Source organism: Alloprevotella tannerae ATCC 51259, assembly GCF_000159995.1.
Taxonomy (GTDB): Bacteria; Bacteroidota; Bacteroidia; order Bacteroidales; family Bacteroidaceae; genus Alloprevotella; species Alloprevotella tannerae.
The window spans coordinates 1,203,955-1,230,718 of the sequence record NZ_GG700642.1; the positions used below are offsets into that span (position 1 = coordinate 1,203,955).

Annotated in this window: 21 protein-coding genes; 12 read left to right on the plus strand and 9 right to left on the minus strand. The window is 51.7% G+C overall.

Going from position 1 to position 26,764, the window contains the following annotated elements; translation table 11 throughout:
- Positions 1-6: 6 nt before the first annotated feature.
- On the plus strand, positions 7-693 hold the full coding sequence (locus tag GCWU000325_RS05025; RefSeq protein WP_006255116.1) for a B3/B4 domain-containing protein: 687 nt from the start codon (positions 7-9) through the stop codon (positions 691-693).
- Positions 694-1,289: 596 nt separating this feature from the next.
- On the opposite strand, the gene smpB is transcribed toward GCWU000325_RS05025, so the two are convergent.
- From smpB to GCWU000325_RS10980, 3 genes are all read right to left on the minus strand, one after another.
- Positions 1,290-1,769 (minus strand): SsrA-binding protein SmpB, encoded by a 480-nt coding sequence (gene smpB / locus GCWU000325_RS05030; protein ID WP_006255118.1) that lies wholly within the window; start codon positions 1,767-1,769, stop codon positions 1,290-1,292.
- Positions 1,756-2,268: a DMP19 family protein gene (locus tag GCWU000325_RS05035; RefSeq protein WP_040599358.1), complete on the minus strand. Its 513-nt coding sequence runs from the start codon at positions 2,266-2,268 to the stop codon at positions 1,756-1,758. The genes smpB and GCWU000325_RS05035 overlap by 14 nt, the downstream gene beginning before the upstream one ends.
- Before the next feature lie 229 nt (positions 2,269-2,497).
- Positions 2,498-3,211, minus strand: coding sequence for an HmuY family protein (locus tag GCWU000325_RS10980; RefSeq protein ID WP_006255120.1), 714 nt, complete (start codon positions 3,209-3,211; stop codon positions 2,498-2,500).
- A 339-nt stretch (positions 3,212-3,550) separates the two neighbouring features.
- On the opposite strand from GCWU000325_RS10980, the gene GCWU000325_RS05045 reads away from it, so the two are divergent.
- A complete protein-coding gene (locus tag GCWU000325_RS05045; protein ID WP_006255123.1) occupies positions 3,551-4,819 on the plus strand; it encodes an adenylosuccinate synthase in 1,269 nt (422 codons plus the stop codon).
- A 93-nt stretch (positions 4,820-4,912) separates the two neighbouring features.
- Here GCWU000325_RS05045 and rfbB read toward each other — a convergent pair whose 3' ends face one another.
- The 4 genes from rfbB to GCWU000325_RS05065 form a co-directional block, all read right to left on the minus strand.
- The gene (gene rfbB / locus GCWU000325_RS05050; protein WP_006255124.1) at positions 4,913-6,031 is read right to left on the minus strand and encodes a dTDP-glucose 4,6-dehydratase; all 1,119 of its coding nucleotides are present in this window, start codon (positions 6,029-6,031) and stop codon (positions 4,913-4,915) included.
- Between the two features lie 659 nt (positions 6,032-6,690).
- Positions 6,691-8,004, minus strand: coding sequence for a DEAD/DEAH box helicase (locus GCWU000325_RS05055; RefSeq protein ID WP_006255127.1), 1,314 nt, complete (start codon positions 8,002-8,004; stop codon positions 6,691-6,693).
- 92 nt (positions 8,005-8,096) lie between these two features.
- Complete coding sequence (glgP, locus tag GCWU000325_RS05060) at positions 8,097-10,661, minus strand: alpha-glucan family phosphorylase (protein ID WP_006255128.1); 2,565 nt, start codon at positions 10,659-10,661, stop codon at positions 8,097-8,099.
- A 39-nt stretch (positions 10,662-10,700) separates the two neighbouring features.
- Positions 10,701-12,362 carry a glycosyltransferase gene (locus tag GCWU000325_RS05065; protein WP_006255129.1) on the minus strand — a complete coding sequence of 554 codons (1,662 nt, stop codon included), beginning with the start codon at positions 12,360-12,362 and terminating at the stop codon, positions 10,701-10,703.
- A gap of 308 nt (positions 12,363-12,670) precedes the next feature.
- On the opposite strand from GCWU000325_RS05065, the gene GCWU000325_RS11960 reads away from it, so the two are divergent.
- The 3 genes from GCWU000325_RS11960 (at position 12,671) to GCWU000325_RS05075 (ending at position 15,797) form a co-directional block, all read left to right on the plus strand.
- Complete coding sequence (locus GCWU000325_RS11960) at positions 12,671-12,832, plus strand: hypothetical protein (protein ID WP_006255131.1); 162 nt, start codon at positions 12,671-12,673, stop codon at positions 12,830-12,832.
- Positions 12,833-12,968: 136 nt separating this feature from the next.
- The gene (locus GCWU000325_RS05070; protein WP_211205525.1) at positions 12,969-13,772 is read left to right on the plus strand and encodes an ABC transporter ATP-binding protein; all 804 of its coding nucleotides are present in this window, start codon (positions 12,969-12,971) and stop codon (positions 13,770-13,772) included.
- Positions 13,773-13,784: 12 nt separating this feature from the next.
- Positions 13,785-15,797: a DNA topoisomerase 3 gene (locus GCWU000325_RS05075; RefSeq protein WP_006255133.1), complete on the plus strand. Its 2,013-nt coding sequence runs from the start codon at positions 13,785-13,787 to the stop codon at positions 15,795-15,797.
- 117 nt (positions 15,798-15,914) lie between these two features.
- Here the strand turns inward: GCWU000325_RS05075 and GCWU000325_RS05080 are convergent, their stop codons facing one another.
- Positions 15,915-16,160, minus strand: a complete 246-nt coding sequence (locus GCWU000325_RS05080) for a DUF6965 family protein (RefSeq protein WP_040599362.1) — start codon at positions 16,158-16,160, stop codon at positions 15,915-15,917.
- A gap of 70 nt (positions 16,161-16,230) precedes the next feature.
- Between GCWU000325_RS05080 and lysS the strand changes: the two genes are divergently transcribed.
- From lysS to GCWU000325_RS05115, 7 genes are all read left to right on the plus strand, one after another.
- Positions 16,231-17,967, plus strand: coding sequence for a lysine--tRNA ligase (lysS, locus tag GCWU000325_RS05085; protein WP_006255135.1), 1,737 nt, complete (start codon positions 16,231-16,233; stop codon positions 17,965-17,967).
- Between the two features lie 57 nt (positions 17,968-18,024).
- A complete protein-coding gene (locus GCWU000325_RS05090) occupies positions 18,025-19,017 on the plus strand; it encodes an NAD(P)H-dependent glycerol-3-phosphate dehydrogenase (protein ID WP_006255136.1) in 993 nt (330 codons plus the stop codon).
- A gap of 748 nt (positions 19,018-19,765) precedes the next feature.
- Positions 19,766-20,383 carry a hypothetical protein gene (locus tag GCWU000325_RS05095; RefSeq protein ID WP_006255140.1) on the plus strand — a complete coding sequence of 206 codons (618 nt, stop codon included), beginning with the start codon at positions 19,766-19,768 and terminating at the stop codon, positions 20,381-20,383.
- Between the two features lie 279 nt (positions 20,384-20,662).
- Positions 20,663-22,381, plus strand: a complete 1,719-nt coding sequence (recJ, locus tag GCWU000325_RS05100) for a single-stranded-DNA-specific exonuclease RecJ (protein WP_006255141.1) — start codon at positions 20,663-20,665, stop codon at positions 22,379-22,381.
- Positions 22,374-24,272, plus strand: a complete 1,899-nt coding sequence (locus GCWU000325_RS05105; protein WP_006255142.1) for a RecQ family ATP-dependent DNA helicase — start codon at positions 22,374-22,376, stop codon at positions 24,270-24,272. The genes recJ and GCWU000325_RS05105 overlap by 8 nt, the downstream gene beginning before the upstream one ends.
- Positions 24,273-24,406: 134 nt before the next feature.
- On the plus strand, positions 24,407-25,054 hold the full coding sequence (locus tag GCWU000325_RS05110) for a phosphatase PAP2 family protein (protein WP_006255143.1): 648 nt from the start codon (positions 24,407-24,409) through the stop codon (positions 25,052-25,054).
- A gap of 18 nt (positions 25,055-25,072) precedes the next feature.
- Positions 25,073-25,489 carry a hypothetical protein gene (locus GCWU000325_RS05115; protein WP_154646582.1) on the plus strand — a complete coding sequence of 139 codons (417 nt, stop codon included), beginning with the start codon at positions 25,073-25,075 and terminating at the stop codon, positions 25,487-25,489.
- A gap of 223 nt (positions 25,490-25,712) precedes the next feature.
- Here GCWU000325_RS05115 and GCWU000325_RS05120 read toward each other — a convergent pair whose 3' ends face one another.
- A complete protein-coding gene (locus GCWU000325_RS05120) occupies positions 25,713-26,672 on the minus strand; it encodes a GIN domain-containing protein (protein ID WP_040598954.1) in 960 nt (319 codons plus the stop codon).
- Positions 26,673-26,764: the final 92 nt, after the last annotated feature.

Consider the following 26,764-nt stretch of genomic DNA (forward strand, 5'->3'; position numbering starts at 1 on the left):
TTTGATATGCTGAACATAAACATTACGCCCGAACTGCAAAGCGTGGCGCCACAATACGTAGGCGGCTTTATCGAAGCCGAAGTGGTCAACGGGCCGACACCGGCTGCCCTTTGGCAGGAGATAGAGACTTGCAGCGAGCAACTTCGCGCGACTTTTGATACGACGACGATCAAACAACAAGCCGGCATTGCCACAACGCGAGCGGCCTATAAGGCGGCCGGAAAAGATCCGAGTCGGTATCGGCCTTCCTGCGAGCAGTTGGCGCGCCGCGTGCTCCAAGGTAAAGCGCTCTTTTCTATTGATACGCTCGTCGACTTAGGCAATCTCGTATCCTTAGCCTGCGGCTATTCTACCGCCGTGCTGGATCGTGACAAAATCGTGGGCGACACGATTAGTCTGGGTTTGGGCCGGCCGGAAGAACCGTATGAGGCCATCGGACGCGGACAACTTAACATTGCCGACCTGCCCGTCTTCCGAGACGCAGATGGGGCTTTTGCCACGCCAACGAGCGATAGTGTGCGCACAATGTGTACAGAAGCGACGACAAAGGTTTTGATTATCATCAATGGCTATGATGGTGATGCGGAAAAGGTCAAGCAAGCGCTGGAGCATACTTGGCAACTGCTGACGCGCTACGCAAAAGGCAGCGGCGAAGCGCGCATCGTGCTGACGGCTCAAGCGCCATCGGCGTAGCGGCGGGCCTCACTTCGTACGCCGACGGCTTGGCGGCGTTGTGTCGAAGCGCAACCGGAAGTGCCTTGGGCTTATTTTGAAACAATTATAGGCCGCATCTAACACATAAATTTTGATAGCAGCAATCCTATGGTTGGGTTGCTGCATTTTTGTATGTCTTTATGGTGTACTGCTTGCAAGGTCTTGAAGCGGAAAAGGCTGTTTTCTCTACCTCCCCATCGCATTGAGGCAGGCGATAAGTGGGTTTGCGCATCGTTTGCCGGGAGCAAACCATCGTTTGGTGACAGCAAATTATCGTTTGGCGGCAGCAAACTATCGTTTGGTGGGAGCAAACAATAGTCAACGTGGAATATGAAACAAAAAAGACGGAACATATCCGTCTGAAAACAAAGGACTAAGCATCTTACAGGCAGATTCGATGCGGCCCGCTCAAACAATCGGCCCGCCAAGCGTTGATGCGCGGAAGGGCTATCGAGGATGGGTCGACTAAAGGGGAAATGGTGGGGCTGAAAGTGTGAGACGGCTCAAGCGATAGTCGATAAAAGCAATTCCCCGTCAAGACTTGGTGGTCTGGCGGGGAATTGTATATGTTGCCTTCAATACTTATGGGCTTTCGTCACGCGCTCTATTTCGCGGCGCGATTCCTTTTCTTTGATCGTAGCGCGTTTGTCGTATTCCTTTTTACCTCGGCAGAGTCCTATATCCAGCTTGGCCCGCCCGTTTTCATCGATATAGAGGCGTAGCGGTACGATGGTCAGACCCGGCGACTTGGTCTCGGAAGCCCAATGGCGAATCTCCTTCTTATTAAGGAGAAGTTTGCGGTCGCGCCGCAGCTCGTGGCGATTGTAAGAACCAAAGCTATATTCTGCCACATACATATTTTTGACCCACATTTCGCCATTATTGATGAAGCAAAACGTATCTACGAGACCGGCTTTTCCGAGGCGAATACTTTTAATTTCCGTCCCCGTCAGTACGATGCCGGCCGTCAGTCGGTCAATTACGAAATAATCGTGCTCCGCACGCTTGTTTTTGATGTTGATACGCGCAGGCTTCAGCTTATTATTCTTTGCCATGGATGGTTGCAAAATTGTCTAAATGTTCGTCTACATAAGCCGCTATCTGCGCCGTATATGACTCTTCGCCTTCGATAAATGCGTCGTCGTGATCGTCAAATTCGGGATACTGCTCAAAAAGCGCCATAAACTCCGCTTCCGTACAATCGGCCGTCAACACATTTCGATGGCGGCGATACTGTTTGTCGACGCGGCGGAGGAGACGCGCCAAGTCGTCCACGCCCCACAGCTTCAAAGCCTTGGCAAACGGATTGTGGAAGAAAAAAGGCCCATAGCCGTTGTGAATGAGTTGGACAAATCCGCCGTCCATCACCTCTTCGCGCAAGATAGCATAGCCCCAAAGCGTGATCTGGTCAGGCGTAAGCAGGCCGAAAGCTTCAGCTGAGAGTTCTGAACCACAAGCGGCTTTGTAAGCATTCACAAAGACGTCGAGAAAAGCGTCCATTCCCTCGGCGGCCGCGCAACGCAGGTCGCCGTCGTTTACAATTATCGGATTCATAATTGCAAAGTTAATACAAGCTAAGGGAGTTGCAAAGCGCCAAGCTCTTCTTTTATGCATCAAGCCGCAAGGCGGAGGCGCGCCGGCGTGGGGCGAAACGGACAAGGAATGCGGCGGAAACCATAAAATAAAGCCCCGAAGTACTTCCTAAAAAGCCAAGGGGCAACCAGGCTTAATGATAAGCGCGGCTGCCACTTGGAGAGAAATCATTAAAATAAAAACCTAATCTTTATTTCTTGGCCTTAATGGGTACGTAAGAGAAAGTAATCACACCCTTTTTGCCCTCTTTGTCCATAAAGTCGGTAAATTTGAGCTTGTAATATTGACCGTCTTTACATTTAAGGATAAATACTTTGCCGGGAATGCTGTATTCGTAAGGCGGCATGCCACCTGTCGGTGTACGCTTCAACCATTTGTAGAGCGCAAGGTTGACTTTGGCGATCTTAGCATAGCCGATGTGGCCCATCATCATATTCTTCGCGTCCACAATAATCTGCTCCTTGATGTCTTTATCGGCCTCGAAGCCTGAAGAGGGAATAGTCGTCACCTTATCCAGCTCCGTCTCGGTCGTTTCTACCACTTCACCCATATTCGTTTTGGGTTCAAAGCGATGGAAAGCCAGCTGCCAATCTTTTAATTCTTTAGGTACTTCTGTGTTTTCGGGCTTTTCTTTCGTATAGGCCTCTTCCATTTTCCCTTCATCGTTTTGCTGCTTGTAAACCCACGGGCCTTTGACGCCCAGCGTTTCAGTCTTTCCCGTCTTCAAATCAACGTAGGTCCACGTGTCATACTCCGTTGCTGTGACGGTAATTTGTTTAACTTGCGCCGGAACTTCAGGATTCGGATCCGGTTTTGGATTCGGCTTGGGAGCAGGATCGTCCTTGCTGCAAGCAGTTGCGATAAAGAGCACTGCTGCGCCCAACAAAAATGTTTGTAGTTTCATAGATGTTGTATTTAATTCTAAACGGTGCAAAATTACATCTTGTACTAAATCGCTGCAATACCTAAAAACATTGATTTTAATAGCGCTCAAAAAGCGTTACCAAGCGACAGAATACGCTCAATCAGCCATTCAGACGGCAAGAATAGCTTCCCGATTTGCGTTTTTCTTGACGCAAACACATTATTATATATACGCGTGTGTGGCGCGCCCTACTTGAACGCCGCCGCACCCGACATACTTAAAAATTGGTAGAAAATAAGCTTGTATTTATTTTGCTCTTCGCGGCTCTTGGCGTAATTTTGTAGCACCACTAAAGAAAACAATCAGCAAATAAAACCTATGACACAAGGAAAAGTTGATGCTTTGTTGGGCATTGTCTTCGGCGATGAAGGAAAAGGTAAGGTCGTCGATTATTTTACGCCACGCTACGACGTTGTAGCTCGATTCGCCGGCGGCCCTAATGCGGGACACACCATTATATTTGAAGGGAAGAAATTCGTTTTACGCTCTATTCCTTCCGGTATTTTTGATGAAGGCAAACTGAATATCATTGGTAATGGTTGCGTGATCGCACCGGATCTCTTTATGAACGAAGCGCGTGAACTTGAAACGGCGGGCTATTCGCTCATAGATCGCTTGCACATCAGTCGGCGAGCGCATTTGATCCTCCCAACTCACCGCCTGCTTGACCGCGCTTACGAGGCGGCCAAAGGGAAAAACAAGGTCGGGACTACGGGTAAAGGCATCGGCCCTGCCTATTCTGACAAAGCCGCACGCATCGGCTTACGCGTAGGTGACATTTTAGACAATTTTGAAGCCAAGTATAAGGCGCTAAAGGCGCGCCACGAGCAAATCTTACGCGATCTGAATTTCACAGATTACGATCTTACCGAAACAGAGCAAGAATGGTTTGCTGGCGTAGAATATATGCGCCAATTCCAACTGAAAGACACGGAAGTAGAGTTAAACAAACTCCTCCGCGAAGGCAAATCTGTCTTGGCTGAGGGCGCACAAGGCTCTATGCTCGACATAGATCACGGCACGTATCCCTTTGTTTCGTCTTCGTCGACGACGATTGGCGGCGTCTGCACCGGACTGGGCGTTGCGCCCCATCGAATCGGCCACGTTTATGGTATATTCAAGGCCTATTCTACCCGCGTTGGCGCCGGCCCGTTCCCCGTAGAACTCTTCGACGAAACGGGCAACGAGCTGCGACGTATCGGTCACGAATACGGAGCTGTTACCGGGCGCGACCGCCGTTGCGGTTGGGTAGATCTTGTGCAGTTAAAGTACGCCATAATGATCAATGGCGTGACCGATTTAGTAATGATGAAGAGCGACGTGCTCGATACTTTTAAGGAGATCAAGGTCTGTACGGCCTACGAGAAGGCAGGTGAACGAACCGAAGAGATGCCTTTCGACTCCACAGGTTGGACGGCCGTCTACGAAACGCTGCCCGGCTGGGAAACGCCCTTGACGGAGATTCGCGAAGAAAAAGATTTCCCGCCTGCTTTCGCTGCTTACATTGCTTATTTGGAGCGCGCACTGGAGACGCCGATCAAGATTATCTCCGTGAGCCCTGATCGCGAAGCGACGATCTTGCGCTAAGCGCCAACGAGTATAAGGCCGGGCTTGCCGAGCGCTACATACAAAACGCCCCGAAGCGGAATCCGCTTCGGGGCGTCTCTTTTAACTGTATGTTTAGCGCGAGCCGTACATTTTTTCGTAGTAATGTTGATAATCAGAGCCCGATACGGCTTCGATCCAATCGTGATGCTCGAGGTTCCAACGCACGGTTTTTTCAATGCCGACCTCAAATGTCGTTTCCGGATACCAACCCAAATCGACTTTGATTTTAGAGGGGTCGATACCATAGCGCTGATCGTGGCCGAGGCGGTCTTTCACGAAGGTAATCATGCGTTCATCGATGCCCTCCACCCCTTGCTCGCCGCGCAGGAGTTGACGATAGCTTTCGTTCTCCTCCATAATGCGGCGCACGGTTTGCAGAATCGTCTTCACGATCTGAATATTTTGGCGCTCGTTATGCCCGCCGACGTTGTAGATACTGCCATCGGCCGCCTTGTTCACCACCAAATCTATCGCCTTACAATGATCCTCCACGTACAACCAATCGCGGATGTTCAAGCCCTTGCCATAGATGGGCAAAGGTTTGCCTTGCAAGATATTATTGATCACAAGCGGAATGAGTTTCTCCGGAAATTGATACGGCCCGTAGTTGTTCGAGCAGCGCGTGATGCTGACGGGCATACGATACGTGTCGCGATAAGCGCAGACCACCAAGTCCGCACTCGTCTTCGACGCAGAATAAGGGCTGTGGGGCTGGAGCGGCGTATCCTCCGTAAAGAAACCTGTATCGCCCAGACTGCCATAGACCTCATCCGTCGAAACTTGGTGAAAGCGAACGCCTGTTTTCCACGTCGGGTAGCCCTGTTCGTCCTTGCCGGTCACCCAATCGCGGCGCGCACAATCCAGCAAATTCTGCGTACCGAGAATATTTGTTTGCAGGAAGAGTTGCGGATTTTCGATGCTGCGGTCCACGTGGCTCTCGGCGGCAAAGTTTACGACCACGTCGAAATGATATTTAGCAAACAGATCGTCGACCAACTTGCGATCACCAATGTCTCCGCGCACGAAGAAGCAGCGCTTCTCATCGATGTCGTCGGCGATAGTGCCCAGATAGCCCGCATAGGTGAGCAAGTCTAAGGCTACGACGCGCACATCGTCGTATTTTTTCAATATATACTTTAAGTAGTTTGCGCCGATAAAGCCGGCAGCGCCTGTCACAAGATATGTTTTCATCTTTTTTCGAGTTTCTTGTGCAAAGATAGGCGGCCAAAGTCGGCGGGCAAAATAATAAGCTCATTTTCTTCTGCTTCGCCCCACCCCCGTGGGCTATCGTTTTCTCCGCGCGTCTTTTGCTTTGCTGACAACGATCTATCGACCGACGACAAAGGGCCGGCAATCGGGCGCAGCCTTTTCGCACTGAAGTTTCACGCCAATAAAAACGAGGAGGGCAAGGAAAAATACGCGAAATGACGCGGATGGGTGGATACAACAATCGGCCGCAGGCGTTTTTTATCGTGAGGGCAAACCTTTTTCATCACGAGCGCAAGGTCTTTTTATCGTGAGCGTAAACCTTTTTTATCACGAGCGAAAACGAAAAAGGTAAGACTTCGGTGATAAACAATCAGGCGGACGAGGGATTTTCGCACGACTTTCAAAGGCGGTTTGCGCGTGGGAAGCATGGCCGTTGGCGATATGATAAACTCAATTGCGGAAGGTATTGGCCACCTTGAGGCAACGAAGGCTAAAAATGGGCCGCGGCAGCATTACAGAGTGAAGTATTAGCCAATAAAAAACAAAGCGCTGCGAGCACGCGTAAGGACTTGCGAAACAAGTAGGGCGGGTGCTCGCAGCGTTTATCAGAAAGCGTGAGGCGCTGCCGAACTTTGGGCCGTTCAACTGCGCATCGGCTCGATGAGCGTCTTCATATTCTTGATTTTTTCTCCGCTTATGCGTTGCAAAACGGTCTTCAAGCGGGCCGTACTTACGGCGACGTAGGCGTGATGGTCGACTACGTCGATGCGGCCGATGTCGTTGGCCTTCAATCCGCCTTTCTTGCAAAGAAAACCTACGATGTCCATCTTGCTGAGTTTGTCCTTCTTTCCGCGCCCTATGTAGAGCGAAGTCCAAACCGGACGCTGCGCGGCGATCGGTTGATCGTCGACGCAGACTTCCCCATCGGCGTGAATAAAATCGGGCAGCGTCTCGGCCGGGCCTTTGATGACGTAGGCCGTCCCCTCGTTGTCCCAACGCGTGGCGCGACCGGAGCGATGCGTGAAGTCGTCGGCGTTGAGCGGAAGATGATAATGGACAACGGCACGCACCTCGGGGATGTCCAATCCGCGAGCGGCCAGATCGGTGGCTACGAGTACGTTGCTACTGCCGGCGCGAAACTTATACAAAGAGCGCTCGCGGTCGTCTTGCTCCATACCGCCGTGGTAGATCTGTGCGATGAAACCCTGCTCACGCAAGTAGCGACCGATGCGCTCCGTACTCTCGCGATGGGCTACGAAGACGATGGCGGGTGCACCTTTGACATAACTAAGCAAGCGCGCCAGGGTATCGAGTTTGTCCTTGTCGGGCGAGGGCACGAGGAGCGTCGTCGTGCGTTGGTCTTTAGACTCCGGCAAGAAATTGAGCCTACTGCCTGCCTCATCGATGAAGGCCGGCACGTCGATAGCCGTCGTAGCTGAAGTCAAAACGTATTGTCGTACACGGCCAAAAGCGGCTAAGAGGGCGGCCATCTCGGCTTGAAAACCCAATTCGAGGCACTTGTCGTATTCGTCTATGAAGAGGCGGGTGGCAAACTGCGTCTCTACGTTACCCTTCTGCACGTGATCGAGCAAGCGACCGGGGGTAGCAAAAACGATCTGCGGCTTGATCTCACGCAAACGGCGATGTTCGTCCATCGTGGGGCGTCCGCCGTAAAGGGAAATGCTTCTAAGCGGCGTCTTCATCGAGCGAAAGACGGCCTCGTTTTGCTGTGCGAGTTCACGCGTGGGACAAATGACGAGCGCTTGCAGTTGGTCGCGCTCCGCATCCAGTTGCAAGGTAAGCGGAATGAGAAAAGCGAGCGTCTTACCCGTGCCCGCCGGCGATAACAGGAGGACGTGGCGCCCGCTGCCTATGACCTCGAGCGCTGATTGCTGCATCGGGTTGAGCGCAGCTATGCCAAGCGGCTTGAGCAGTTCGGTTGTGGTGATTTGCATAAGGATTGAGATGATGTATAAGTGAAGATGGAGCTAAAAATGTTCCGCCGCGAGACGTGCGCGGCGGAACACTTTATACTTAGAACTGTATTTTATCTAAACCAACGTACGTAGCAGAAATCTTGGCGATGGGCCAAAGCGGGGTGCTTCGGATACATGCGGAAGCCAATCTTGAAACTACCCGTGAAATCTATACTGTCGGTCAACTCGAACGTGTAGTTGTTGCCTTCATGTCCGACAACGTTCATCGGAATGGCTGCGCGGAAATGCTCGCTTCCATCGCGGTTGGAGATGATGACCATATCGATGCCGATGGCATTGTCCAAGCCTTGCTCGTCTACGACGTGGCGGATCGTAAATGGTGTGCCGCTGATCAACTGCCCATTGAGCACGCCCGCAGGATCGTCGGTGCTAACGACACGCACGTCGTCCCAGCGTGCAACGACTTCTTCCTTCCACGCTGCCAAATCCTTGGCGGTTTCGTTGTCATTTTTCGTCAGTTGCTTGAAGTGTTTAGCTTCGGGCTTATAGAACTTTTTGTAATAGTCGTCCAACTGTCGTTTCATCGTATAATGAGGCGTGATCTTGGCAAACGAATCCTTAACGAAACGAACCCAATTCTCGCTGTAACCAAATCTGTTGCGAGCGTAATAGAGCGGAATGATCTCTTGCTCCAACATAGAGTAGATGGTCAGTGCGTCAAGGCGGTCCTGCTGCTCTTGGTTCTGATAAGTGCGCGTTGCGGACAGCGCCCAGCCGGCTCCCTCTCTGTAGCCTTCATACCACCATCCGTCGAGCACGGAGAAGTTGAGTACGCCGTTCATTTGCGCCTTCTCGCCCGACGTTCCCGAAGCCTCCATCTTGCGCGTCGGCATGTTGAGCCAAATATCTACGCCGGAAACGAGGCGGTGCGCCAGCTCCATATCGTAATTCTCAAGGAAGAGGATCTTACCTATGAACTCCGGCTGCTGAGATATTTCGTAAATGCGCTTGATCAAGCCTTGTCCGGCGCCATCGGCGGGATGCGCCTTGCCGGCAAAGATAAATTGGACGGGGTAATCGGGGTTGTTGACAATCTTTTTCAGACGTTCGAGATCGCTAAACAGCAAGTGGGCGCGCTTATACGTGGCAAAGCGGCGCGAGAAGCCGATTAAGAGCGCGTTGGGGCGAATCTTGTCGAGCAGCGAAACGACACGCGACGGGTCGCCCTGATTCTTGAGCCAGCTTTCACGAAAGCGGTCGCGGATATACTTAATGAGGCGATTCTTAAGACGAATGCGAGTATCCCAAATCACGGCATCCGGAATTTCGTAAATGCGTTCCCAGTAAGCGGGATTACTTTGGTCTTTCATAAAGTCGGAATCAAAGTATTTTTCAAAGACAGTCCGCCACTCGTGGGCAATCCACGTGGGAAGGTGAACGCCGTTTGTAACGTAGCCAACGTGGCTCTCTTCCGGAAAATATCCGCGCCAAATACCGTTAAACATCTCTCGGCTAACTTCGCCGTGGAGCTTGCTAACGCCGTTTACCTCCTGACATGTTTTACACAAGAACGTGGACATACAGAACTTCTCTCCGTGATCTTCGTCATTCATTCGGCCTAAACCGATAAAGTCGTTCCAAGAAATGCCCAAGCGCTCCGGAACCCAACCCAAATACTTCCCAAAAAGTCCTTCGTCAAAGTAATCGTGGCCTGCAGGAACAGGCGTATGAACCGTATAAAGAGAAGAAGCGCGCACGAGTTCGAGCGCCTGGCCAAAGTCTAAGCCGCTTTCTGTATAATCTACGAGGCGTTGCACGTTGCACAAAGCTGCGTGGCCTTCGTTGCAGTGGTAAATATCTTTCTTGATGCCCAACTTTTTCAAAAGTAAGACGCCACCGACGCCCAACAAGTACTCTTGGCGCAAGCGGTTCTCCCAATCGCCGCCGTACAAGGTATGGGTAATAGAACGATCATACTCGGCATTTTGAAGGATATCCGTGTCTAATAAATAAAGAGAGATGCGTCCTACGTTCACGCGCCAAACCGCTGCGTGAATGGTGACGTTATCCGGAAACGGCACATCTATGATGACCTGATTGCCGTCTTTATCTAAAAGGCGCTCGATCGGAAGACGGTCGAAGTCTTGCGCTTCATAGTTGGCGAACTGCCCACCATCCATCGAGATGCTTTGGGTAAAGTAGCCATAACGATAGAGAAAGCCGATAGCACATAAGTCTACGTTGCTATCAGAAGCCTCTTTGAGGTAGTCGCCGGCCAAGATGCCGAGACCGCCGGAGTATATTTTGAGCACGTGCGTCAGTCCATACTCCATGCAGAAGTAAGCCACGCTTGGACGCGTGTGATCAGGCTCCACGTCGATGTATTCGCGAAAGTTTTTATACACCCTATCCATCTCCGCGATAAACTTTTCGTCTTTGGAGACTTCACTCAGCCTGTCGAAGCCAAGCATAGAGAGTTGTTCGATAGGATTTTTTCCAACGTCCTTGTAGAGATCTTTGTCCAAACAGCGGAAAAGGTTCACGCATTCCGGATTCCACGACCACCAAAGATTGTGTGCGAGTTCGTCGAGCTTTTTCAGTTCTGCAGGAATATGATTTTTAACCGTCACCTCACTCCATATCGGCTCGTTGGCGTTGTTTGTTTTTACTTTCATAACGATATTGTAGTTTCTATATTTTATACTTTATAGTAATCAGCTTTTCTTTGCGGTCTTTTGGAGGGCAAATTGATAAGCGTCGAAGTAATATTTAATAAAATGCGCCCACTCCGCTTTGGCTGCAAGCGCTTTTGCTTTGCGTCCGGCTTGCTTGCGATCCTCCGCAGACGTAGTTGCGAGGCGAAGAATCGTTCCCGAGATAGCCTCCACCAAATCGCCGTAGTTGTCGTCATCTCTATGCAAGACCATCACCCCATCGGCAAGCGTTGTAGCCTGTTGCAGCGTGCTCGTTGTCCATTGTCCGAAGCCCGAAAGGTCCGTTGTGATACAAGGCAAGCCAAAAGCAGCAGCCTCAAGCGGTGTATAGCCCCAAGGTTCGTAGTAAGACGGATAAATGCAAGCGTCATTCGCCGGCAGCATATCATAATAAGAAATGTCGAAGATGCCATCTCGCCCGTCGAGGTAGCAGGGTATGAGCAGGACGTCGACCTTATCGTCCGGCCCGTTTGAAAGTCCGCTCGCTTGTATCGTTTGCAAGATGCGGTCCTCGCTCATATTATAAAGGTCGTGCGAGATTTGCGGCATCGGCAACGCATTTTCAGCGCCACTCTCTCCTTTTAGCCGAGCCAGCACATCGGCGCGCGGCCCACGCATCCAGCAAGGCACTTCGATCAGGCCCAAGATGCGCGGCCCGTTGTAGTCGGTCGCAGCTTTTAGTCGGCGATTGAGGGCGGCCAAAGCGTCGATATAAACGTCGAAACCTTTGCAGCGATAATCGTTGCGCCCACTCGTAGAGACTACGACAGTATCATCGGCTGGCATACGGCCCGTCAGTGCGCAGACAACGTCAAACAGACGTCGACGAGCCTTTTTACGCAGCGTCGCGAAGCGGCGGGCGTTCGGGACGAAGGCTTTATCGAAACCGTTGGGCAACACTACGTCGGCCGACTTATCAAGTAGTTGGCGACATTCTGCGTCGGTAAACGAACTAACCGTCGTAAAGCAATCAGCCCCCCAAGCACTCTGCTTCTCGATGCTGTGTTTGGCTTCCATATGTAGCTCGCGGGCCATCTGATCTCCGTTGTAGCCCGAAAAATATTTGTAGAGGAGCTTATTATTGCCCGCTATTGAGCGCCCGATGCTCGTGGCGTGAGTCGTGAAGATCGTAGCCACAGCGGGAAACTCGCGCTTCAGGTGGAGCATACCCAAACCCGACATCCATTCGTGGGCTTGGTAGATTACGCCGTGCTCACTCAGCAGGCGGGCACGCAGGAGTAGCGAGACGAAATGTCCGGCAGCGTAAGAGAACATCGAAGCTTCGTCATAATCGCCATAAGCGTGGAGCGAATCGACATTGAAATACTGCCATGACAGGCCGTAGATTTCATTCTTACGCTCGAAAAAGGGCGTAAAATCTATGAGTACGGCCACCGGTTCTCCCGGAATATTCCACCGCCCTATCCTTACAGACAAACCGGCATCGGCAGCGGTTTTGCGCCAAGCGGGATAGAGACGCTTATCTTCTGTAAAATCAGGATTCTCTTTGTCTTTCCAAACATCAGGACCAATGAATACGAGGTGTTTGCCCATCGTAGCGCTCAAAACCTTGGCGCGAGAAGAAAGGACGGTGTAGATGCCGCCCACTTTATTGCAAACTTCCCAACTTGTCTCAAATATCCATTCAGGTTTTATCATCATTTTCACCGCTACATAATCATTTTATCCGGCAAATTTACCACTTTTCAAAAGTAAACGGCAAGTCTTTGCGCTAAGAATAAAGCGTTTTATCATTTCAGACCCCGATTTTGTATTGTCGAGATATAAAAACGCAGCGCAAAAATATTTTTTTTGCAGACCTCACGCACAAAACCGACAGTACGAAGCAGGACTTCATCGTCTTTCTATGCTGATTTTTAAGGCAAAAGGGGGCATTTGAGCGGGCGTTGATCGGATATTCTTTTCGTTTGCTCCCACCAAACCATCGTTTGCCGCCACCAAACCATAGTATGCTCCCACCAAACGATAGTTTGCTGCCGGCAAACGAAAAAAAAGACGGGCGAAAAGCAACAGAAAAGCGGGCAGGAACAACAGAAAATCGCGGCGGAGCTACCTCCGAAGCAGCCGCGATGGAGCAGAAAAGGCGGCATACTTTTTCGGCCGACGGATGAGCGCAATCATGACCCCACCCTGCCCCGCCACACTTGGTACGAAGAGGCACAGAAGGCCAACGCGGCGGGAAGCGAGAAGGCAGCTAATCGATCGGAAAGGCACGAGAAATAGGTAAAAATGCGTAACTTCGCAGCGATGAAAAAGTTTGCTTCGCCCATTGTTACCCCCTTCTTTTCGCCCGATGCGCCCATCGCCTTCGAAGATTTGTCGATCGGCTACGGGCACAGACGCCGGCAGAAAATTGTAGGGATGCAATTGACAGGCAGCTTGAAATGCGCCACGCTGACTGCGCTCATTGGGCCCAACGGTTGCGGCAAGAGTACGCTGCTCCGCACATTGGCCGGTTTGCAGCCTTCCCTGGGCGGCGAATTGTATGTTGGCGGCGAACGCATCTCGGCCCTCCGCCCGAAAGACTTGGCGCGGCGCGTCAGCATCGTGTTGACGAGCCGACCGGAAGCAACGCTGATGACGGCAGAAGAAGTCGTAGCGACGGGGCGAGGCCCCCACACGGCTTTCTGGGGCTTGCTAAACGATGCAGACCAAGCGGCCGTGGAGCGAGCTATGGTGCAGACGAACACTACGCGCTTCAGGCGGCGCCTCTTCTCGACCCTTAGCGATGGGGAACGCCAACGGGTGATGCTGGCCCGAGCTTTGGCGCAAGCTACGCCAGCCATCCTGCTCGACGAGCCGACGGCCTTTCTCGATTATCCGTCGAAGCGCGAACTGATGCGGCTCCTCAGCAAACTGGCGCACGAGGAAGGCAAAGCCATATTGGTTTCGACGCACGAGATTGAAGTGGTCGTAAGCACGGCCGACGCCATTTGGATGCCGGAGCGCGACCATATTTATAAGGAGGAAGCTCCGCTCGACTTGCAACGCATCGTAGACCGACTCGAAGCAAGCAGCCGACTACTCGAAGCAGCACAAAGCACACAATAAATTTGACTACCGATGATTGTATGTATAGCAGAGAAACCAAGCGTTGCACGCGACATCGCCCGCATCTTGGGGGCGACAAAGCAATGTGAGGGTTACTTGGAGGGCAACGGCTACCAAGTGACGTGGACCTTTGGCCACCTTTGCGAATTAAAATATCCAGAAGACTATACGCCGGAGTGGAAATATTGGAGCTTGGGCCGCCTGCCTATGATCCCGCAGCGCTTCGGCATAAGGGTGAAGCAGGACGCCGGCATTCAAAAGCAATTTGATATTATCTGCCAACTCTATGCTGCGGCGGAAGAGATTATCAACTGCGGCGATGCCGGGCAGGAAGGCGAACTGATCCAACGATGGGTCATGCAAAAGGCGGGCGTCAAATGTCCTGTTAAGCGGCTGTGGATTTCCTCAATGACGGACGAAGCGATCAGAGAGGGTTTCGCCGCCTTGCGCACGCAGCAGCAATACGACTCGCTTTATGCCGCCGGATTGTGTCGTGCGATTGGCGATTGGGTGCTCGGCATGAACGCAACGCGACTTTATACGCTGAAATATGGGCAGCGCGGCAGTACGCCTTTAAGCATCGGACGCGTACAAACGCCCACGTTGGCGCTGATCGTGCGCCGACAAGCCGAAATCGAGCATTTCAAGCCTGAACCTTATTGGGTCTTAGCCACAATCTATCGCAAAACGACCTTTACGGCTGTACTAAAAGAGGGAGAACGGGGTTTTCGCTCGGAAGAAGAAGGGCAACGGGCTTTCGCGGCCATTCAAGATGTGCCGTTTACGGTAAAAAGCGTAGAAAAGAAAAATGGTACGGAAGCGCCGCCGCGCTTGTTTGACCTGACATCTTTGCAAGTGGCCTGCAATAAAAAGTGGGGCTACTCGGCGGATAAGACCTTACAACTAATCCAAGCGCTCTACGAGAAGAAGGTAACGACTTATCCGCGTGTGGACACGACTTATTTAAGCGAAGATATTTACCCGAAATGTAAAACCATACTCAACGGAATCGGGCGCACAACTTACGCGCCGCTACTCCAACCGCTGCGCGGCGAGAAGTTGCTCAAGCGAAAGAAAGTCTTCGACACGTCGAAGGTAACTGACCACCACGCCATCATTCCTACAGGGCAGGCGGCCGATAACCTACTGCCGGAAGAGCGCAATGTGTACGACTTGATCGCGCGACGCTTCATTGCCATTTTTTATCCGGATTGCAAATTCGCCACAACGACTGTGTTCGGACAGGCAGGCGATACGCTGTTCCGAGTGAGCGGCAAAGAAATTCTGACACCGGGCTGGCGGAGCGTCTTCCAAAAAGAAAAAAGCGAAGAAGAGGCTGAAGAAAATGAAAATCGCGACGAGGAGCGCACGCTCCCAACCTTTACCGTCGGCGAAAGTGGGCCGCATCGTCCTACGTTGCAAAAGAAATTAACGCAAGCACCGAAGCCTTACACGGAAGCCACACTGCTGCGCGCGATGGAGACAGCCGGAAAGGCGGTGGAGGACGAAGAGTTGCGCGATTTGCTGAAAGAGAACGGCATCGGCCGACCTTCGACGCGCGCAGCCATTATCGAGACGCTCTTTCGCCGCAATTACATTACGAAAACCAGAAAGGCCTTGTTTGCAACCCCGACGGGCGTAGAACTCATCGGATTGATCAAAGAAGAACTCTTGAAGAGTGCCGAGCTAACCGGACTTTGGGAGAAGCGACTCCGAGAGATTGAGCGCAAAGAATATGAGCCGCAAACTTTTATCGAGGGGATGAAAACCATGATCGGCAATATCGTGACGGAGGTTCTGAATGACAACTCCAATCGTCACGTCACAGCGGCCCCCAACCCGACCGACAAGCGCAAGAAGCAAGCTGCCGCAACCGCAGATCCTGATCGTCCGAAAGCCAAACGCATTCGCGCCGGCAGCACCTGCCCTCTTTGCGGACAAGGAAAAGTCATTAAAGGACGAGAGGCCTACGGCTGCTCACGCTGGAAAGAAGGTTGTACGTTTAGAAAGCCTTTTAAGGCATAAAAGGCCGGTTGGCATAAAGGCAAAACCAAGTCGGCGCACCTATATATATAATGTATGGAAGCGTAAGCCAAACTTACGCGCCGCGAAAAGCCCATCGCGCATCGGCGAATGGGCCGTTCAATCCATTCCGTCAGCTATCAGGCGCTCACGAAGCCTGAAAATTTGATGAATCTCGCCCATAAAAGCCGGTTTTTCTTGTTGATACAGCATCATATCAATCAAAAGCGGCGCCGTCTTGCGCAGGTCGGGAATAAAAGTAGCCTCATCAATGCGTACAGATACGGGCAAGCGATCGTAACGCGCCTCAAACCATTGCGCAAGTTCCTTAATCTCTTCTTCAGTATAGAGCTTCTTGTATTCCATCGCCTCCTTAATATTTGCATTAATGACGCAAAAGTAGTAATTTTGCATTCAAAATCAACGAATATAAAAGATGAATCTACTGGAGCTGAGCGAACAGGAGCTTAATAGGCGTCAATCTCTGGAAGAATTGCGCAAGATGGGTATCAATCCCTACCCTGCTGCGGAATATCCGGTCAATGCTTATTCAGAAGAAATAAGAAATAATTTCGACGACAACGCTTCGCCGCGCACCGTCTGCATTGCCGGACGCTTGATGAGCCGGCGTGTGATGGGCAAGGCCAGTTTTGCAGAATTGCAGGACTCAAAGGGGCGCATACAAGTCTACATTACGCGCGATGATATATGCCCCTCGGAAGATAAAGAGCTATACAACGTCGTTTTCAAGAAACTTTTGGATCTGGGCGATTTTATCGGCGTTGAGGGCTACGTGTTTCGTACGCAGACGGGCGAAATCAGCGTCCACGCCCAAAAGCTTACGTTCCTCTCCAAGAGCATTCGGCCGCTACCGGTTGTGAAAGAAAAAGACGGAGAAGTGTACGACGGCTTTTCAGACCCCGAATTGCGCTACCGTCAGCGCTATGTAGACCTCATCGTTAACCCAGATGTAAAGGAGACGTTCAGAAAGCGCTCCATTATCATCAAAACTTTGCGCGACGCACTCGATGAAGCGGGCTACACGGAGGTAGAAACGCCCATCCTGCAGCCGATCGCGGGCGGCGCCAGTGCGCGTCCGTTCATCACGCACCACAACTCGCTCGACATTGATTTGTATTTGCGTATCGCCACCGAACTTTATTTGAAGCGACTCATTGTGGGCGGTTTTGAGGGCGTCTACGAAATCGGCAAGAACTTCCGCAACGAAGGGATGGACAAGAACCACAACCCCGAGTTTACGTGTATGGAACTCTACGTCCAATATAAAGATTACAATTGGATGATGAGCTTCACCGAAAGTCTGCTTGAGCGCATCTGCATTGCGGTTAATGGATCTACGGAAACGGTTATCGACGGCAAGACCATTAGCTTCAAAGCGCCTTACCGCCGCCTGCCGATTCTTGAAGCCATCCGCGAAAAGACGGGCTACGATCTTTCAGACAAGAACGAAGACGAAATACGCGCCATCTGCAAAGAATTGAAGATGGAGATCGACGAAACGATGGGCAAAGGCAAACTTATCGACGAGATCTTCGGCGAATTTTGCGAGGGCACCTTTATTCAGCCCACGTTCATCACAGATTACCCCATCGAGATGAGTCCGCTGACGAAGAAGCACAGGGATAATCCCGCCTTGACCGAGCGTTTCGAACTGATGGTCAATGGTAAGGAACTGGCCAACGCATATTCCGAGCTCAACGACCCGATTGATCAAGAGGAGCGTTTCCAAGATCAGCTCCGCCTCAGCGAAAAGGGCGACGACGAAGCGATGTTCATCGACCAAGACTTCCTACGCGCTTTGCAGTATGGGATGCCGCCCACCTCGGGTATAGGTATCGGCATCGACCGCTTGGTTATGTTGATGACGGGCCAAAGCTACATTCAGGAAGTATTGCTCTTCCCCACGATGCGTCCGGAAAAGAATCCGCCGCGCGATGCTGTGAGCGCTTATACCGCCATCGGCATCCCCGAAGATGTCGTTCCCGTCTTGCAGAAGTTGGGTTACAATCTCGTCAGCAATCTGGCCGAAGAGAAGCCTCAAAAAATACAACAGCAAATCATCGAATTGCAAAAAAAATATCGTGGAATCGTCGACCTCCCACGCCCCGGCGTCGAAGAGATCAGCGAATGGATTTCACACTTACACAAATAAACAAGACAGGCTTTCTCGTCGCGTCCACCGCAACGGGAAAGCCTGTCGGCTTATGCTATGGACTGTGGTAGAATAGCCATATTTGGCGGCGGCAGTTGGGCAACGGCGATCGCCAAGATGGTACTGGAAAAAGTGCCCAACATAGTTTGGTACATCAGACGCCCGGAGCAGATTGACGAGTTCAAGCGTTTAGAGCACAACCCTTCATATCTGACGAGCGTGCGCTTTGATGTGTCGCGCATCACTTTTTCGAGCGACATCAACACTGCCGTTGATACCTGCGACACGCTGATTTTCGTCACCCCCTCCCCCTATGTGAAGCACCACCTCCGCAAACTGAAGCGCAAGCTCCACGATAAGCACATTATCACGGCCATCAAGGGCATCATACCCGACGAAGACTTAGTTTGCAGCGAATATTTCCGCCAGATATACAACGTCCCCGACGAGAACCTCGCCGTCATCGGCGGCCCGAGCCACGCTGAAGAAGTGGCCCTCGGACGACTCACTTACCTGACCATAGGTTCAGCCGACAAAGACTTTTCCCGCAGTTTTGCCGACCTTATGGGCAGCAGCTATGTCAAGACGAAGACGAGCGACGACGTCATCGGCATCGAATACTCCTCAGTCTTGAAAAACGTCTACGCCATCGCAGCCGGCATCTGCAACGGTTTGAAATATGGCGACAACTTCCAGAGCGTCCTGATCTCCAATGCCGTGCAGGAGATGGACCGTTTCCTCCGCGCCGTCTACCCTATCGAACGCGTCATCTACGATTCCGTCTACTTGGGCGACTTGCTCGTGACCGGCTACTCCAATTTCTCTCGCAACCGCGTTTTTGGCACGATGATCGGCCGAGGCTACAGCGTCAAGAATGCACAAATAGAGATGGAAATGATAGCTGAGGGCTACTACGGTACGGCCTGTATGAAGCGCATCAATAAGCATTTTCATGTAAATATGCCTATTCTTGACGCAGTCTACAATATCCTCTACGAGCGCATATCGCCGGCTATCGAGATCAAACTCCTGACTGACTCTTTCCGCTAACGCACAACTGCCGTTTCGGCTTTTCCGGACGCCGGCAGCGCTTCCGACCGCGCGGCGCAGCCTTTTCCGCCGGAAAGAAAAGGCTATGAGGCCTCAATGTGTCTTTTCGCCATCCTTCCGACCTATTCATTTTCGCAGCCGGCGCACCTTCTGCCCGCGGCGCGCCCTTGTAAACTTTGGCAGTAAGCCGCACAAAATACGGACCAACGACTATAGTTCGCCCCACTTCGACCGCAACGGCACGAGGGCTATGCCTCGGATGCTTCCGACGCCTTACTCACGTTTTCCTCGCGCCTTATGCCGCCCCATTCTCCCTCATTTTTACCCTTTTATGTCCACGATTTGAAGACAAAGCCTCGCTTGCGCTACGTACGCTCACGAGAGGAAACCTTTTTTATCACGAGCGCAAGCTCTTTTCATCACGAGGTGAAGCTCTTTTTATCACGAGCGCAAAGGTGCGCACCAGACTGACAGGCGTAGAAAAATCAGGGCTGTACGCACGAGAAAGCACACAACGATTTAGCATTTAGCTACTTATTGAAATTTATACCCGACGGCGCGCAAGAGCAGTAGATGTAAAGTTTTATTAAATTGGTTAAATGTCGTATCTTCATACGATTTTAGGTTCAAAAATCATAATTTTGCAGATATCAAAAACAAGCGTTTCGGGTCGATACAATGGGCGCAGTCGGCCGAGCAACGCTCCAAGTCAAATCATTGCAGCCCACAAATTCCTAAATTTCAAACAATGAAAAGCATTTTAAAAATTTGCTTATTGAGTGGTTTGATCCTATCTATGGGATCTTGTAGATTCGCATCTCGTCTTGGCAGCAAAGCAGTATCAAAAGCAGCTGCGGCCGCAACGTCTGACGAAAACGCACAAAAACTGACGGATGCAGAATATCTGCAAAAGGCAGAAGACGCGCTGCGCGAATTGCCGAAGTTTAAGGGCAAGAGCATCATGATCTTCCAAGAAGCCACTTTCTACAAAGATGGCCGCATCAGTATTTGTCTTCAAGACCCAAGCAGCCCGAACAACGTAGATCAATATCAATATGCCAATGGTTCTTGGGAGGATCCTCAACCCGTGCAACTCTCCGGCGACGGCGAAATGAAGGATAACTTGATTCCCCTCGACAAATTCAAGTTTGTGACGGTTGCAAAGATTGCTAACACGTGGATGGAAAAAGCAAAATCTTTGCCTGATTTTGACGAAACGAAAAATCCGCTTACGATGGTTGGACTTGGCCTGAACACGGTTAGCGGCGAACCAAGAACCATCGTTCCGGACATTGAAACAGCGCGTTCAAAATATGACGTTGATTTCAACCTCGATGGCTCTTTGAAATCTTTCGAAAAAGAATAAGGTTCAGACCTCATAACTTCATCGGCGAGCTTTCTGCACTACGATCGTGCAGGCGGCTCGCCGATTGTCGTATATGCACCCGAAGCGACGAGACGCTCAAGCCCACGACGCAAAAACCTGCACAGACTTATCGTGATTTGTAGACCTACGCCCAACGTATCCCACTTTTTTTGTCTATCTTAGCCTGCTAATTGTCGGCAATTGAAAACCGCGCAGCTGCAAAGCAGCTTTGGCGCACAGCCGACACTGCTGACTCAGACAATAAAAAAATGATATATAATGCGATACAAATGGAACCTGAAGGAAACGGCACCGGAGCAAGCGGCTGAGGCCGCACGCTTGGCCAAGGAAGCGGGCGTACACCCCGTACTTGGGAAGCTCCTGCTGGATCGCGGACTGCACGACCCACAGGAGGTGAAGCGCTTCTTCAGACCTCAGCTCACCGAACTGCACGATCCGTTTCTGATGGACGATATGCAAGCGGCCGTGGACCGACTGAACCGCGCCATGCTGCAAAATGAGCGCGTGATGGTCTATGGCGACTACGACGTAGACGGCTGCACGGCCGTGGCGCTCGTGTTTCGCTTCTTGCGCCAGTATTATTCTAACCTCGATACGTATATTCCGGACCGCTACAAAGAGGGTTACGGCATTTCGCGCGCCGGCGTTGACTATGCGGCGGAAACGGGCGTGCGCTTAGTCATCGTCTTAGACTGCGGCATCAAGGCGGTCGAGGAAATAGCTTACGCGCGCAGCTTAGGCATCGATTTTATCATCTGCGATCATCACGTGCCGGGCATTGAATTGCCGCCGGCCGTGGCTATTCTTAACCCGAAGCGTCAAGATAATCATTATCCTTACGCGCACCTTTCCGGTTGCGGCGTTGGCTTCAAGTTTATGCAGGCTTTCGCGATCAGCAATGGGATCGAATTTAACAAACTCGTACCCTTGCTGGATCTTTGCGCCGTCAGCATCGCCGCAGATATAGTGCCGATTATGGGCGAAAACCGCATCTTGGCTTGGCACGGGCTTCGTTGTCTCAATACGAACCCTTCGATCGGACTGCAAGCCATCATCGAGGTGTGCGGACTGACTGAACACGAGCTGACAATGAATGATATTATCTTCAAAATCGGCCCGCGCATCAATGCATCAGGACGTATTCAGAACGGAAAGGAAGCTGTGCGTCTGCTGGTCGAACGCGATTACACGACAGCCTTGGAAATGGCGGGTAAAATCAACCTCTACAACGAGGCGAGAAAGGACATCGATAAGCAAATGACGGAACAAGCGGAGGACTTAGTGCGACATTTGCCCGACTTAGAACAACGCCGCGCGATCGTAGTCTATAATAAAGAGTGGCACAAAGGGGTGATCGGCATCGTGGCTTCGCGACTGACGGAGCAATATTACCGACCGGCCGTCGTCTTGACGGAAAGTGAGGGCGTCGCAACGGGATCTGCGCGGAGCGTTTCGGGCTTTGATGTCTACAAAGCTGTGGCCGACTGCAGCGATCTCTTGGAAAACTTCGGCGGACATACGTATGCCGCAGGCCTATCTTTGAAGGTCGAGAACGTGGCAGCCTTCACGGAGCGCTTTGAAGCCTACGTCGAAAAGCACATCCTTGACGAACAAACACAGGCTTCGCTTGACATCGACGCCGTCTTAGACTTCAAAGACATCAATTTCGGCTTCTATAAACAGCTGCGGCGCTTCTCGCCCTTCGGCCCCGACAACGTGAAGCCGCTCTTCTGCACAAAACACGTCTACGACTACGGCACAAGCAAGGTAGTAGGCCGCGGCCAAGAACACATTAAACTCGAATTGGTCGACAATAAGAGCAACAATATTATGAATGGAATCGCCTTTGGACAAAGTAGCAGGGCGAGATACATCAAAACAAAACGCGCCTTCGACATTTGCTACGCCATCGAGGAGAATAGTCACAAACGCGGCGACGTACAATTACAAATCGAAGATATTCGCCCTTGTGAGTAGAGATAAATTTGCCGAAATCTTAGGCGAATATTGGGGTTATGAAGACTTTCGCGGGATTCAGCGAGAGATAATTCAGAGCATCTCGGCGGGGCACGACACGCTCGGGCTTATGCCTACGGGCGGCGGGAAGAGCATTACGTTTCAGGTGCCCGCATTGGCTGCCGACGGCGTCTGCCTTGTGATTACGCCGCTCATAGCTTTGATGAAGGATCAAGTAAACCACCTGCGACAGCGCGGAATCAAAGCTTACGCCATCTATGCCGGCATGTCGCACGGCGAGATCCTGACCGTCTTGGACAATTGCGTTTACGGCGGCGTCACACTTTTGTACGTCTCGCCCGAGCGTTTGAGTTCGGACCTCTTCTTAGCGCGCCTCTCGCATATGAATGTGAGTTTCATCACCATAGATGAAGCTCACTGCATCTCGCAATGGGGTTACGACTTCCGCCCCGCGTATCGCCGGATCTCCACGGTGCGCCAACTGCTCCCCGACGCCCCCATCTTAGCGCTCACGGCGACAGCCACACCTCGCGTTGCGGAAGACATTTGCAGGCAATTACAATTTCGCCCGACGGCACAAACCTTCCAAATGAGTTTTGCGCGCGACAATTTGAGTTATATTGTGCGCGCCACGGAAAACAAAGAAGCCGAACTGCTCCACATTCTCAACAGTGTGCGCGGTTCGGCCATCATCTATACGCGATCACGCGACGGCGCCCGCGAACTGGCGAAGGCGCTCAACGCGGCCGGTGTCAGCGCGTTCTATTATCACGCCGGCTTGACCAATCTTGACAAAGACGTGCGCCAAAAATCGTGGCAGCAAGGCCAAACGCGCGTGATGGTAGCGACCAATGCCTTTGGCATGGGGATTGATAAGGCCGATGTGCGACTTGTGATCCACTTTGAAATGCCTGATTCCATTGAGGCCTACTACCAAGAAGCGGGCCGCGCCGGCCGAGATGGGAAGCGGGCTTACGCGGTCTTGCTCCACAGCAAGGCGGATAGCGGCAAACTCAAGCGGCGTATCAACGAAACATTTCCCGCGATCGACTTCATACGGCGCGTTTACGATCATCTGGCTTACTATTATGAAATGGCGATGGGCGACGGCGAAGGCGTCACGCGCGAGTTTGATCTCGAGCGCTTTTGTCGCACGTTCCGTTTCTTCCCCGTTCCCGTCGTCAGCGCCCTAAACCTGCTGACGCGCGCCGGTTATCTGGACTACAAGGATGAAGATGAGAGTCAGTCGCGCGTACTTTTCCTCCTCGACCGCGATGAATTATATCGCTTGGACACGGGCGACGAGGAGGAAATCTTGATTCGATCGCTTTTGCGCAATTATGGCGGACTCTTCAGCAATTATACGTTCATCCGCGAAGACGATTTGATGCACGACAGCGGACTCAGCCAACAAGCGGTCTATGAAGGGCTAAAGGAACTCACGCGCCGACGCATCCTCCACTACATCCCGCGCAAGAAAGTGCCGCGCATCACTTACACCGTCCGTCGTCTTGACAGCAAAGATTTAGTCTTCACCGACGAAGTCTATGCCGACCGCAAGGAGGAATATAAAACACGCATCGAGAGCATAGCCGGCTATGCCGAGGAAGCAAAAGAATGCCGCAGCACCTTTCTCCTGCGCTACTTTGGCGAAGTGGCCGACCACGATTGTCAACACTGCGACATCTGTATCGGACGCAAAAACAAGTCGATTAAGATAACTGATTTGATTGATAAATTTTCAACCATCTTGAGCGATGGACGCCCCCACGCCCGCCACGAATTTCACCTGACGGGCATACCTACCGACCGCTCGCTCGCAGCTTTGCAGACACTGATTGAGGTCGGCGAGATAGAACAACGCGATGGCTATTTCATACGTAAGCAATAATACCACACAGAGCTTGCAACGGAGCGAACGAAGCGCAGGAATCAATGCGGACCACTAAAAAAATTAAACTAAGAAAGCTATAATACGCTCTTTTTTCACAATTTTGCCTTGACTTTGGCGGAAAATCTCTGAATATGATCCAATCTTTGCGGCAGCTCGACGAAACTTTGCTCCTATGGTTTAACGGTTTCCATACATCATTCTTGGATAACCTTGCGCTGTCGGTTTCTTCGCGCTGGCTGTGGTTGCCGCTCTACGTCACGCTCTTTGCCCTAATAGCGCGAAAGGTGGGTTGGAATCGCACACTTGTTTATGTTACGCTGCTTTTCCTGCTCACGGTAGGCCTCACAGACTATACTTGCGCCTCGATTCTCCGCCCTATTTTTCAGCGGCCTCGACCGACGCAGCCCGACAGTCCGATTTTCCACCTCGTCCACGCCGTGCAAAATTATCGCGGCGGGCATTATGGATTCCCCTCCTGCCACGCGTCCAACGCTTTCGCGACGGCCACGCTCTCAGCCTTGTATTTTAGGGCTTGGCGACTCTCTGTAGCTATGTTTGTCTGGGCCCTGTTGCTCTGCCTCAGCCGTATGTATCTCGGCGTCCATTATCCGGGCGACATCCTCTTGGGCGCCACCGTCGGCGTAGCCATAGCCTTTACGACCTATGCGGCTGCGCGCCCGCTGCTCCGGCCGCGTCCAAACTATACGAAAGTTGCCTTTTGGCCGCCCGCCGTTATCGGTATCTTGCTCTTCTCTTTCATTATCCAAGCCTGCTTATAGCGGCAAAAAGTGGGCTTTGTGCATTGCATAAAGTCAGCAATCGGGAACGCCGGCTTCGGCCGCTCGCGCTGCTTTCTTATTATTTTGAAGACAATAGACAACGCCGGCATCCTTCTTTTCGATTTTCTTTTTAGAACAGAAGGACGAGCGCTCACCTTGTCTTTCGTGACGGCTACTCCGCGCTATTTTCCCTCTTTTCATTCCTCTTTTACGGCGCTTCGCGACCAACTAACGACAACGATTGCGGCGCTCTACAATCGTTTGGCCCGACCAAACCATCGTTTGCTGCCACCAAACCATAGTTTGTTCCCGGCAAACGATAGTTTGCTGGCAGCAAACAAAACAAGAAGGCGTCCGGCAGCAAAGAAAAGGCCGCGTATGACGTCAAACGCCGATACATTATATTATATAATAGGGAAGGCCGACAACCACTAAAGGCCGAAAGAGGGGCCAACTACACGAAAACGGACTGCACCGCAACGGGCGGCATAGCCATTCAGGGCAAACGCAAGCCGGCAGCAAACATGCTGAAGCAGCAATGGGACGCCGAAAGAAGTTCGCCGGACGGAAGCAAAAAAATCCGCCCTGCAACAAAATCATTGCAAGGCGGCATCTCACTAAAAAACAACGTGGCCAGTCGAAAAGCCGACTAAACCATTTAATCTACAGCTTTGATCGAAGCAGTTGAGTTCTGCCGTTCTACATTAAATGAGGTCGGATGGCCGCCATACGTCAGGCTACCGTTACTTACAATTCCCTTAATACTCCGCTCGGCATAACACTTCACGCTGGAGGCACCGGAAACCTCGACCACAACATTTTGCGCCTTAAGAGCTGCGGCCTTCACGCTGCTTGCCCCCACACAATTGATCGTAAACAAGTCGGCCGTACCGCTCAACGTGAGCGAACTGGCCCCTGATACGTCAACTTTGGCTGATCCTTGCACGGCAAGTTTGCCCAATGTTGACCCTTTCATTTCGGCTTTCAGCTCTTGCGCCACTAACTCTTGTGCCCCGAGGTTCGCAGCACCTGTGATGCTCATCGTAAGTTTGCCAACGCTACCGCCGAGGCGGGTTGAACTCGCACCGGAGCACGACAGCGTCAACTGCTGTGCAACCAATCGGCCCACATTTATGATGGATGCGCCGGAGTTGGCCAGCGATAGTTGCGTCGCCTCCAGTTGTGCGGCATAAAAAGTGCACGCAGTCATCATCTCAAGCGATGTCAGTTGGCCGCCATAGACCGTAATCTTTAATTTATCCCGCGATTTCGAAAAGCGTTTTCGGTTTTGCTCCGTGTTTTGAGCCAGGCGGAGCAGCAATTTTCCATCGCGCACATCCACTACGCAACGCTCAACCATCGCAGGCGCACCTTTGAGCACGACCTTTGGCGCTTGGTCATTCGTCTGTACATAGGTGACAGCCACCGGCAGACGACACTCGAATTTCGTAAAAGACTGAACGCTCAGCGAGCGCTCTACGACGCCGTCACTTGCGCCGTAGCCGGCGGCATCTCTTTCATAACGGCCCGACGAACGATCGGCACCGATGTTGATTGAACAGGCCGAAAGCACAAACGCATTCAGCAGGGCGGCAAGCGTAAACATTACTTGTTTCATAATAGATCTTTTTGGTTTATCTTCAAATTTATCAAACGAAATAGCGACCACGGCTGGATTTCTTCCAAACGAGGCCGCTACTTATATAACGC